This window comes from Tibeticola sp., assembly GCF_022759015.1.
Classification (GTDB): domain Bacteria; phylum Pseudomonadota; class Gammaproteobacteria; order Burkholderiales; family Burkholderiaceae_C; genus Tibeticola; species Tibeticola sediminis.
Window position 1 is genome coordinate 1 of the sequence record NZ_JAEMQB010000022.1, and the last position, 10,958, is coordinate 10,958.

Below are 10,958 nucleotides of genomic sequence, written 5' to 3' on the forward strand. Positions count from 1 at the left end.
CGGCGTTTTGCCGCCGCGCAGGATGACGTGGCAGTCCGGGTTGCCGCGGGTTTCGAAAATCGCTGCCTGGCCCATCTTCGTCATGCCCATGAAGGCGTGGCTGGCCTGCGCGGCGACGAGGGCGTCCACCGCGACCTTCACGCCACCGTCGGTGCCGTTCTTGAAGCCCACCGGGCAGGACAGGCCGCTGGCGAGCTGGCGGTGGCTCTGGCTTTCGGTGGTGCGCGCGCCGATGGCGCCCCAGCTCACCAGGTCGCTGATGAACTGCGGCGAGAGCAGGTCCAAAAACTCCGTGCCCACCGGCAGGCCGAGCGCCAGGATGTCGAGCAGCAGCGCACGCGCGCGCTCCAGTCCCTCGTTGATGGCGAAGCTGCCGTCGAGATGCGGGTCGTTGATGTAGCCCTTCCAGCCCACGGTGGTGCGCGGCTTTTCAAAATACACGCGCATCACGATGATCAACTCCTGCGCGAGCGCATCGGCCTCGGCCTTGAGCCTTTGGGCGTATTCCAGTGCCTGGTCGTGGTCGTGAATCGAGCACGGCCCGACCACCACCACCAGCCGGTCATCGGCCCCATGCAACACGCGCGAAATCGCCGCGCGGCTGTGCTCCACCAAGCGAACGGCCGCGCCGGGCGCGGGCAGCCATTCCTGTAGCAGCGCAGGCGTGATGAGCGGACGCACGGAGCGGATGCGCACGTCGTCGGTGCGCGTGTGGTCTTGCGTGTTGAGGGGGCTGGCGACGGGGTGGACGTGAGGGCTCATCCAGGGATTATGGCAACGCCGAATACGTCCCTGGCGTTTGGGCCGAGCGTCGGCGGGTGCGCGTACCGGCGCGGGCGGTCGGGGCGGCATCGGGCAGCAAGGCGCGCAGGACGGCTTCGATTTCCTCGAGGCTCAGCACCCGCGGCACGGGGTAGTTGAAATCGGCCTCATGCGCGGCGGCGCGCGCGAGCGCGGGGATGTCTTCGGCGCGCAGCGCGGCGAGCGTGCGTGGAATGCCCAAGCGCTCGTTCATCGCTTCCACGGCTTTGATGAAAGCCAGGGCGCGGTCTTCGAGCTTGGTTTTGCGCCCGGCCCGTCCGACCCGCTCGGCGAGCACGGCGAGCTTCGGCGCGGCTTGCGGCAGCAGCGCGCGCAGCACATGCGGCAGCACGATGGCGTTGGCCAAGCCGTGGGGCGTGTGGTAGAGGCCGCCAAGCTGGTGCGCGATCGCATGCACGTAGCCGACGTTGGCGCGCGTGAACGCCATGCCGGCGTAGGTCGCGGCCAGCGCCATTTTCTCGCGCGCTTCGAGGTCGTCGCCTCGGTCATAGGCGCGCGGCAAGTACTCGAAGACCATGCTGGTGGCGGAGAGCGCGAGGCGGTCGGTGGTCGGCGTGCCCCACAGTCCGATGAAGGCCTCGACCGCGTGGGTCAAGGCGTCCATGCCGGTTGCTGCGGTGATTTCCGGCGGCAGCCCGACCATCAATTTCGGGTCGAGCGCCGCCATCCGCGGCACGATGCGGGTGTCGGCGACCACGTACTTGCGGTGCTGCTCGGGGTCGGAGATCACGGCTGCGACCGTCACCTCCGAGCCGGTGCCGGCCGTGGTCGGCACGGCATAGAGTGGCGCGGGGCCGCGCGGGCCGCGGAAGTAACCCACCAGGTCGCGCGGATGGCGCCCGTTGGCCGCAGCGAGGCCGATGACCTTGGCCGCATCCATGACCGAGCCGCCGCCGAAGGCGACGATGGCGTCGCAGTGCTCGGCCTCGAAGCGCGCAATGCCCTCCTCGATGACGGGGATGGGCGCATCGGGCAAGACCTGATCGAAAACCGCCACCTTCGAGCCGCGTGCTTCGAGCGCCTCGATCATCGGCCGCGCGAGGCCGAGTTTCGTCACCACCGCATCGGTGACGAACAGGATCTTGCGGTGACCGAAGTCGCCGATGGCTTCGGCCAAGCGCAGGCTCGAGTCCGGCCCCACGAGCAAAGAAGGTTGAGGGATTGGCAGCAGCCGGGTCACGAAGCCCGCGGCCCGCTTGGCGGTCATGAGGCCCAGGGTGCGGGCAGTCTGGACGATGGATACGGTCGACGAAGACATGGGTAACTCCTCGAAACGGATGCGGAAAAACCGTGGGAAACTGGTGGCATCATGCGCGGGGAACCGGGGGCTGTGTAGGCGCAGCACTCCACAGGACAAGAGCAAACAAGAGCAAAAGCCCGCAAGGAGACCGACGATGAGCACAAAAACCGTGATCGGGATCAGCCTGGGGTCCTCGGCCCAGGATTTTTCCTTTGAAACCCGCTTTCTCGGCGTTCCGCTCCAGGTGCGGCGTCTGGGCACCGACGGCTCGCTCACGCGGGCGGGCAAGTTGTTGCGGCAGTGGGACAAGAAGGCTGCGGCGATCGGGCTTGGGGTCGTGCGCGATGCCGCGCCCAAGCGCACCACCGCAACCATCGAGCGCGACCGTGCGGCGATGCGCGCGCAGGTGCGGCACGCGCCGGTGACGACCGGCGAACCTCTCGGCACGCTGTTCATGGAGTGGGCCGTGCGCCACACGCAGCAGACGCTGGGCAACTACTTCAACAACGCGCGCGTGCTCGTGCTCTCCGGGCAGGAGCATCTGAAGGTGGCGGCGACGCTGGCCGAATACACACCGAATCTGCAGTTTGCCGACGCGTTGCTGCAGCTGGGCGTGCCCAAGATGCTGACCTCGCTCGATGGGCTACAGCGCTATCTCGCCGGCGCGCATTACGTGACCGACTGGACGCCGCCCGACCTTCTGGCCTCCGGCCCTCTCAAAGACTGGACGCGCTTTGTCTTGCGCCGCGCTCTGGCCAAGGCCCATGTGGTCGTCGCGCCCGTGCATAGTCTCGACGAATTCGGCCTCGAGGAACTCGGCGGCAAGACGATCGTGACCGCCGGCGTGAGTGAGGCGCGGCTCGAAGCCCTGCGCGACAAAGGCGTGCATCTCGTCGTCGACGCGGCGCCCGAGGTGGCGGGCCATGCGGTCGGTCCCGCGCTGCTCGAGGCGATGATGCTCGCCGCCACCGGGCGCGAGCCCGAATCGCTCGGCCCCGACGAGGTGCTCGAAGCGATCGAGCGCGAGCAACTCGCGCCGCGCCTGCTCTACCCCAATGGATTCAAGCGCGTCAACCGCTTTGCCTTCGTGATCCACCCGCTGTCGCAGGAGTACTTCAAAAAGGTCAAGCCGATCGAGGTGCTCTCGCGCGTGGCGCCGCCGGTGGCCATGGACACGCTCGAGAAGATCATGGCGTATGCGCCGCCGTTCGTGTATTCGCGCGTCACGGGCATCCGCTCACCCACGGGTGTCGAGGCCGAAGGCTGGCTGATTTCGGTGGGCGGCACACCGAAGGAGATCATGTCCCACCCGCCCGAGTTCACCTACCGCCGTCTGCTCGACGCGGCTGAACTCGCGCGGCGCCTGGGCGCGCAGATCATGGGCCTGGGGGCCTTTACCAAGGTGGTCGGCGATGCGGGCGTGACCGTCGCGCGTCGCGCGCCCTTGCCCATCACCACCGGCAATTCCTACAGCGCCTCGGGCGCACTGTGGGCCGCGCACGACGCGTTGCTGCGGCTGAACCTGCTGCCCAAGCCCCGCGGCAAGGGCCGGGTGGATTTCAAGGCCATGGTCGTCGGCGCCACCGGCTCCATCGGTTCGGTCTGCGCGCGCCTGCTGGCCAAGGTGGCGCGGGAGGTGGTGCTGGTCGCGCCCGAGCCGGCCAAGCTGCTTGCCCTCAAGGAATCCATCCTCAGAGAAACGCCCGACGCGAAGCTGCGCGTGTCGGCGCAGGCCGAGCGCCTGGCCGGCGACATGGACATGATCGTCACCGCCACCTCGGGCGCGGGCAAGAAGGTGCTCGACATCATGAAGGTCAAGCCCGGCTGCGTCATCACCGACGTGGCGCGGCCGCTGGACCTGCCGCCCGAGGAGGTCGCCAAGCGGCCCGACGTGCTGGTGATCGAGTCTGGCGAGATCGAGCTGCCCGGCGACGTGCAGATGAAGAACATCGGCTTGCCGAAAAACGTCGCCTACGCCTGCGTGGCCGAAACCGTGGTGCTGTGCCTCGAAGGCCGCTTCGAGCCCTTTACCGTCGGCCGCAACATCGAGTGGGAAAAGGTGCGCGAGATCTACAAACTCGGTCTCAAGCACGGCATGAAGCTCGCGGCCATCTCCGGTGTCAACGGCCCGTTCAGCGACGAAGACATCGAGCGCGTGCGCGAGCTCGCCCTCATGCGCCGTGCCGAGCAGGCCGCAGCGCGCGCGCGCCGTTCTGCGCGTCCGACTGCGCGCAAGGCTGCGCCGCGCACCAGCACCGCGCCGGCCCCGGCCGAGCGCCCTGCCGCAGTCCGCTCGGCCGTCAAAAAAACTCCGAAAACGACAACCTGAACACCCATGGCCAGCCCCAGCGATACCGTCAGCATGGCGGTTTTTTGTGATTTCGAGAACGTCGCCCTCGGTGTGCGCGATGCCAAGTACGACCAATTCGACATCAAGCGCGTGCTCGAACGGCTGCTGCTCAAAGGCAGCATCGTCGTCAAGAAAGCCTATTGCGACTGGGACCGCTACAAGACCTTCAAAGCCACCATGCACGAGGCGAATTTCGAGCTGATCGAAATTCCGCATGTGCGCCAGTCGGGCAAGAACTCGGCCGACATCCGGCTCGTCGTCGATGCGCTCGACCTCTGCTACACCAAAGGCCATGTCGACACCTTCGTCATCATCAGCGGCGACTCGGATTTTTCGCCGCTGGTCTCCAAGCTGCGCGAGAACGCCAAACGCGTCATCGGCGTGGGCGTCAAGCAATCGACCTCCGACCTGCTGATTGCCAACTGCGACGAATTCATCTTCTACGACGACCTCGTGCGCGAAGACCAACGCCGCGCCGCCCGCCGTGCACCGCCCGCGACCGAGGCGAGCGGTGCCGCACCGCGAAGCCCCAAGGAAGATCTCGAACGGCGGCGGCAGCAGGCGCTGGAACTGGTCGCCGAGACCTTCGACGCGCTCATGGCCGAACGCGGCGACAGCGGCAAGATCTGGGCTTCGGTGCTGAAGGAAGCGATCAAGCGCCGCCGGCCCGACTTCAGCGAAAGCTATTACGGTTTTCGCACCTTCGGCAACCTGCTCGAAGAAGCGCAGGCACGCGGCCTGCTCGAATTCGGCCGCGATGAAAAATCCGGCGCCTACGTGTACCGCAGCGGCGCCGCCAAGCCCGCGGCGGCGGCGGCCGCGACCGTGCCGGCCGAGCCTGCGGCTGTGCCCGCACCCGCGCCCGCGCCTGCACCGAGCCCGTCCGCGCCGGCCGAGGCCAAGCGCGGCACCGCGCGCCGGCGGCGCAGCCCGACCGAGAGCGCGGCCGAGTCCGGCCAGCCCGCTGCCGCGTCTGCGGCCGCTGCGCCCCGCCGTCGTCGCAGCCCCCGGCCCACCGCCGCCACGCCCACGGTCGCGCCCGTGCCCAAGGGCGAAGCCGACTGAAAGCCAGCCCCTATGAGCACACCTCCGCCGGCATCCGCGACGCCCGTGGCTTCCGGCACGGCGATTCCGTCGTGCTCGGCGGCCGAATTGGCCGCGCACATGGCGCAGCAGGAGTTGCCCTCGTTCGGACTCGTCTTGCAGGAGCTGTTGCGCGTCACCAGCAGCCGCACGGCTTCGGGTCACCAGGTCGCTGAAACCATCCTGCACGACCCCGGCCTCACCGCGCGCGTGGTGCGTGCAGCCAATGCGGCTTACCTCGGCTTGTCCAAGGTGTCGACCGTCAGCCGGGCGGTCGCGGTGCTCGGCATCAACGGCATCCGGACGCTGGCCGTGTCGGCCTTGGTGTTCGAAACGCTCGGCGACGGCCCCGCGCGCCATCGCCCACGGCTGCAGCGCGCGCTGGCCCGCGCCCTGCACATCGCCGTTCAGGCGCGCGACATCGAGTACCGCATGAGCCACGACCGCGAGCGCGCCGAGCAGCGCGCCACCGAGGCCATGCTCGCCGCCGTTGGCGAACTCGCCTTTTGGTCGTTCGGCGGCCTGTGTGCCGAGCGCCTCGAGCAGGCGCTGGCGCGCGGCCTGCCCGCCGAAAGAGCCGAGGTCGAAGTCCTGGGCACCAGCCTGCGCCGTTTGGGCGACTTTTTGCTCGACGAATGGGGCTTGAGCCACTTCACGACGCCCAGCCATCCGGTCGAACTCGCCCAGCAGATCGAGGCTGCGGTGCAGGCTGGTTGGGACAGCGCCGCGGCCCGGCGTGCGGTGGCCGCGGTGGCAGCGGAATTCGATGCCAACGAGGAGGACACGCGCCGCTGCCTCGAACACAACGCCGAAGAGGGCCGCGCGCTGGCCGTCGCGATGGGTACGCCCGAGGTCGCCCAACTCATCCCCATCGCGCCGCCCGAGCCTGCCCGGCCCGAGCCCCCTGAGGCCGAGGTCGCTGCGCCGCCCGAGCCCACGGCCATCGTCTGGCGGGACGTCACACGCGTGCTCACCGAGATGACCACGCTCGCCAGCCAGCGCCAAGACTTGCCGCTGCTGTTCGATGCCTGCCTCGAAGGCTTGCACCGGGCCGCCGGCTTCGACCGCACCGTGCTGTGTCTCTACACCCCGCAACGCGACCGGCTGCAGGCGCGCATGGCCGTGGGCCGGTCGCTCGGTGACTGGCGCACGCAATGGCAGATGGCGGCCGGCCCCGCGGTCATGGCCCTGCTGCAGCCCGGTGCCATCCATCACTTCGACGATGCGCGCCCGCCGCCCGTGGCCGTGCGAAGTTGCAGCCAGTCGGCCGACGGCCTGCTTGCCGCCTTGACCGTCGACGGCAAGGTCATCGGTTTCATCTACGCCGACAACCAGCCGTCGCGGCGCCGCCTCGACGAAGAAATGGCCGAAGCCTTCCGGTCCTTCGCGCTGCAGGCCGACGTGGTGATCCGCGCGCTGCCCAAGAGCGCGTCGGGCTGATGGGTTGTGAGAATTCAAAAACAATAGCGCTCGAAGTGCATTCCATGCCGGCAAACCCGCAAAATGAGGCTGAATTGGCGGCACCGATAGGCGTTCCCGCCTCGGCCGAGGCGCCCCCATCGCCCGCAGCCTCCGCCTGCCCCTTTTGCGCCGTCGCCCCCGAGCGCATCGTGCGGGCGCGCCCGCACGCGCTGCTGCTGTGGGACGCGCACCCGCTGCATCCCGGCCACGCCCTCGCCGTGCCGCGGCGGCACATCGCATCCTGGTTCGACGCCACCGAGGCCGAACGCGCCGATCTGATCGCGCTCATCGACGAAGCCCGCGCCCTCGTGCTCGCGCAACACGGCGCGGACGGCTTCAACCTCGGCATCAACGACGGCCCCGCCGCCGGTCAGACCGTGCCGCACCTGCATATGCACCTCATCCCGCGCCACCACGGCGACGTGCCCGACCCCCGCGGCGGCCTGCGCTGGGTGCTGCCCGAGCGCGCGGTGTATTGGCGCGGGCCGTGAACCGCGAGCCCTATGGCCAGAACAAAGCCTTTCGATCCCGACCGACCATGCCCGAAACCACCTTCCGCATCCCTGCCCTGCAAACCCAGGCCGACGCCGATGCCGTGATGTTCGAACTGCAAGACCTGCCCTGCGTCACGCAAGCCGAAGTCGATCTCGTCACCCAAACAGCCTGGGTCCAGCACACCGCGATGATCGCCCCCGAAGACATCCTCGCCGCGCTGGCGGAGGCGGGGTATGAGGCATGGGTGGCGTAAGGGGGCCTCGATGACTCATACAAGCTTGCCGAGGGACGGCGCGGAGCTTGCGTTTCTGCGCTGGTTGTTCAGCGTTGCCCTGACTGAAGCGCGAGGTAGCTTATCTCGGGCGCTCACACATCAATATTCGCCGCCCTCAGCGCATTCGTCTCGATGAAATCGCGTCGGGGCTCGACTTCGTCGCCCATGAGCATGGTGAAGACGCGGTCGGCTTCGATGGCGTCGTCGATTTGCACGCGCAGCAGGCGGCGCACGGCGGGGTCCATGGTGGTTTCCCACAGCTGCTCGGGGTTCATTTCGCCCAGGCCTTTGTAGCGCTGGCGGCTGGTGGCGGCTTCGGCTTGCGCGATCAGCCAGCGCATGGCGCTGCGGAAGTCGTTCACGCGCTCTTCCTTGCGGCGCTCACCCTCGCCGCGCACCACGCGTGCGCCCTCGCCAAGCAGGCCGCGGAAGGTGTCGGCGGCGTCGGCCAGCGCGGCGTAGTCGGCGCCGTGTACGAAGTCTTGGGTGATGACGCTGCTCTTGACGTTGCCGTGGTGGCGGCGGCTGATGCGCAGGATGGGTTTGTCGCTGCGCACGTCGAATTCAGCGGCCACTTCGGCCGGTGCGCCGGTGGTGGCGAGCTGGCGCAGCGCGGTCTGCAGGGCTTGCGCGCTGGCTTGCGCGTCGTCGAGCGTGTCGAGGTTGAGGCGCACGCCGTCGGCGATGGCGCGCAGCGCCTCGGCGTCCATGAACGCGGACAGACGGGCGATCACGCCCTCGGCGGCTTGGTGTTTGCGCGCGAGCGCTTCGAGCGCCTCGCCCGTGATTTCGGCACCTTCGGGCACGCGGCCGTCGGGTTCGCTGCGGGTGATGAGCCGTGCCTGGTGCAGCGCGACACGCAGCAAGAAGCGGTCGAGGTCGGCCTGGCCTTGCAGGTAGAGCTCTTCTTTGCCCGCCTTGACCTTGTAGAGCGGCGGCTGCGCAATGTAGATGTGGCCGCGCTCGACGAGCTCGGGCATCTGCCGGTAGAAAAAGGTCAGCAGCAGCGTGCGGATGTGGGCGCCGTCCACGTCCGCATCGGTCATGATGATGATGCGGTGGTAGCGCAGCTTGGCGACGTCGAAGTCATCCTTGCCCTCACCGCCCGAGCCCTCGCCCCCGGCCTTGCCGATGCCCGTGCCGAGCGCGGTGATGAGCGTGAGGATTTCGTTGCTGGTGAGCAGCTTCTCGTAGCGCGCTTTTTCGACGTTGAGGATCTTGCCGCGCAGCGGCAGGATGGCCTGGAACTTGCGGTCGCGGCCCTGCTTGGCGCTGCCGCCGGCGGAGTCGCCCTCGACGATGTAGATCTCGCACAGCGCCGGGTCTTTCTCCTGGCAGTCGGCGAGCTTGCCCGGCAGGCCCATGCCGTCGAGCACGCCCTTGCGGCGCGTCATGTCGCGGGCCTTGCGCGCGGCTTCGCGGGCGCGGGCGGCTTCGATGATCTTGCCGCAGATGATCTTGGCGTCGCTCGGGTTCTCTTGCAGGTAGTCGGTGAGCAGCCGCGAGACGATGTCTTCGACCGGGCCGCGGACTTCGCTCGAGACGAGCTTGTCCTTGGTCTGGCTGCTGAATTTCGGCTCGGGCACCTTGACCGAGAGCACGCAGCACAGGCCTTCGCGCATGTCGTCGCCGGTGACTTCGACCTTGGCTTTCTTGGCCAGCTCGTTTTCTTCGATGTATTTGTTGATGACCCGCGTCATCGCCGCGCGCAGACCCGTGAGGTGGGTGCCGCCGTCGCGCTGCGGGATGTTGTTGGTGAAGCAGAGCACTTGCTCGTTGTAGCCGCTGTTCCACTGCATGGCGACTTCCACGCCGATGTTGGTGCCCTGGTCGCTTTGGCGGTCACCGATGGCGTGGAAGATGTGCGGGTGCAGAACCTGCTTACCCTTGTTGATGAACTCGACGAAGCCCTTGACGCCGCCCGCGCCTGAAAAATCATCTTCCTTGCCGCTGCGCTCGTCTTTGAGGCGGATGCGCACGCCGTTGTTCAGGAACGAAAGCTCGCGCAGCCGTTTGGCCAGGATTTCGTAGTGGAACTCGTTGTTTTCCTTGAAGATTTCGGTGTCTGGCAGGAAATGCACCTCGGTGCCGCGCTTTTCCGTCGGGCCGACGACCCGCATCGGCGAAACCTCGACACCGTCGATGACCTCGATGAGGCGGTTGACGACCGCGCCCCGGCTGAACTCGAGTTGGTGCACCTTGCCCTCGCGGCGCACGGTCAGGCGCAGCCACTTCGAGAGCGCATTGACGCAGGAGACGCCCACCCCATGCAGGCCACCCGAAACCTTGTAGCTGTTCTGGTTGAACTTGCCGCCCGCATGCAGCTCGGTGAGCGCGATCTCGGCGGCCGAGCGCTTGGGCTCATGCTTGTCGTCCCACTTGATGCCGGTCGGGATGCCGCGGCCGTTGTCGACCACGCTGATCGAGTTGTCGGTGTGGATGGTGACGACGATGTCGTCGCAATGGCCGGCGAGCGCCTCGTCGATCGAGTTGTCCACCACCTCGAACACCAGGTGATGCAGGCCCGTGCCGTCGGAGGTGTCGCCGATGTACATGCCCGGGCGCTTGCGCACGGCCTCGAGCCCTTCGAGGATCTGGATGGCGCTTTCGCCATAGCCTTCGCTCGCGCCGGCCTGATGGGCGTCGATGGTCGGCTGGAAGTTGGAACTGTCCTGCGTCGCGGGCCCAGTGTGCACGTCGTCCTGGGGCTGGCGGGGGTCGGTCATATCGGTTTTCTCGGTCGTTTGAATGGCCAAAACCCGCCAACGCCGGCGGGTTTTGCTCACTTGTTGCTATCTTTTTTGCTGCATCTCAGATGCGCATGGGCATCACCACGTATTTGAAATCGGGGTGGTCGGGAAGGGTGATCAGCGCCGAGCTGTTGCCGTCCTGCAGCTCGAAACGCACCAGCTCCTGGTTCATGTTTTGCAGCACGTCGATGAGGTAGGTGACGTTGAAGCCGATCTCGATCGCCTCGCCGCCGTAGTCGATGTCGAGCTCGTCCACGGCCTCTTCCTGCTCGGCATTGGTTGCGGCCACGCGCAGCACGCCCGGCTCGATGTTGAGCCGCACCCCCTTGAACTTGTCGCTGGTGAGGATGGCCGCGCGCTGCAGGCTGGCGAGCAGCGCGGTGCGGCCGATCGTGAAGCCATTGCGATGGTTGCGCGGTATCACGCGGTTGTAGTCCGGGAACTTGCCCTCGACGAGTTTGCTGACGAATTCGAGCGCGCCGA

General features: G+C 67.5%; 8 protein-coding genes and 1 pseudogene. 5 read left to right on the forward strand and 4 right to left on the reverse strand.

The window, feature by feature from the left end; translation table 11 throughout:
• Both JHC36_RS01550 and JHC36_RS01555 read right to left on the reverse strand, forming a co-directional pair.
• Window positions 1-762: 3-deoxy-7-phosphoheptulonate synthase (locus JHC36_RS01550; RefSeq protein ID WP_287914988.1), on the reverse strand; the 762-nt coding region annotated here is incomplete at its 3' end.
• Between the two features lie 7 nt (window positions 763-769).
• Window positions 770-2,080, reverse strand: coding sequence for an iron-containing alcohol dehydrogenase (locus tag JHC36_RS01555; RefSeq protein WP_287914991.1), 1,311 nt, complete (start codon window positions 2,078-2,080; stop codon window positions 770-772).
• A gap of 136 nt (window positions 2,081-2,216) precedes the next feature.
• Here JHC36_RS01555 and JHC36_RS01560 point away from each other — a divergent pair, with 136 nt between their 5' ends.
• From JHC36_RS01560 to JHC36_RS01580, 5 genes and pseudogenes are all read left to right on the forward strand, one after another.
• Window positions 2,217-4,391 carry a DUF8754 domain-containing protein gene (locus JHC36_RS01560; protein ID WP_287914993.1) on the forward strand — a complete coding sequence of 725 codons (2,175 nt, stop codon included), beginning with the start codon at window positions 2,217-2,219 and terminating at the stop codon, window positions 4,389-4,391.
• A gap of 6 nt (window positions 4,392-4,397) precedes the next feature.
• A pseudogene (locus tag JHC36_RS01565) lies at window positions 4,398-5,450 on the forward strand (NYN domain-containing protein); the annotation flags it as partial.
• A gap of 39 nt (window positions 5,451-5,489) precedes the next feature.
• A complete protein-coding gene (locus tag JHC36_RS01570; protein ID WP_287914996.1) occupies window positions 5,490-6,935 on the forward strand; it encodes an HDOD domain-containing protein in 1,446 nt (481 codons plus the stop codon).
• A 74-nt stretch (window positions 6,936-7,009) separates the two neighbouring features.
• Complete coding sequence (locus tag JHC36_RS01575) at window positions 7,010-7,447, forward strand: HIT family protein (protein ID WP_287914999.1); 438 nt, start codon at window positions 7,010-7,012, stop codon at window positions 7,445-7,447.
• Window positions 7,448-7,494: 47 nt separating this feature from the next.
• Window positions 7,495-7,704, forward strand: coding sequence for a heavy-metal-associated domain-containing protein (locus JHC36_RS01580; protein ID WP_287915002.1), 210 nt, complete (start codon window positions 7,495-7,497; stop codon window positions 7,702-7,704).
• A gap of 113 nt (window positions 7,705-7,817) precedes the next feature.
• On the opposite strand, the gene gyrB is transcribed toward JHC36_RS01580, so the two are convergent.
• Window positions 7,818-10,451, reverse strand: coding sequence for a DNA topoisomerase (ATP-hydrolyzing) subunit B (gene gyrB, locus JHC36_RS01585; protein ID WP_287915005.1), 2,634 nt, complete (start codon window positions 10,449-10,451; stop codon window positions 7,818-7,820).
• Between the two features lie 85 nt (window positions 10,452-10,536).
• A partial coding sequence (locus JHC36_RS01590) for a DNA polymerase III subunit beta (RefSeq protein ID WP_287915008.1) occupies window positions 10,537-10,958 on the reverse strand: 422 nt, incomplete at its 5' end.

Coding starts and splice junctions, on each gene's coding strand:
- JHC36_RS01560 (WP_287914993.1), top strand. CDS start 2,217: ATGAGCACAAAAACCGTGATCGGGATCAGCCTGGGGTCCTCGGCCCAG.
- JHC36_RS01580 (WP_287915002.1), top strand. CDS start 7,495: ATGCCCGAAACCACCTTCCGCATCCCTGCCCTGCAAACCCAGGCCGAC.
- gyrB (WP_287915005.1), bottom strand. CDS start 10,451: ATGACCGACCCCCGCCAGCCCCAGGACGACGTGCACACTGGGCCCGCG.
- JHC36_RS01570 (WP_287914996.1), top strand. CDS start 5,490: ATGAGCACACCTCCGCCGGCATCCGCGACGCCCGTGGCTTCCGGCACG.
- JHC36_RS01555 (WP_287914991.1), bottom strand. CDS start 2,080: ATGTCTTCGTCGACCGTATCCATCGTCCAGACTGCCCGCACCCTGGGC.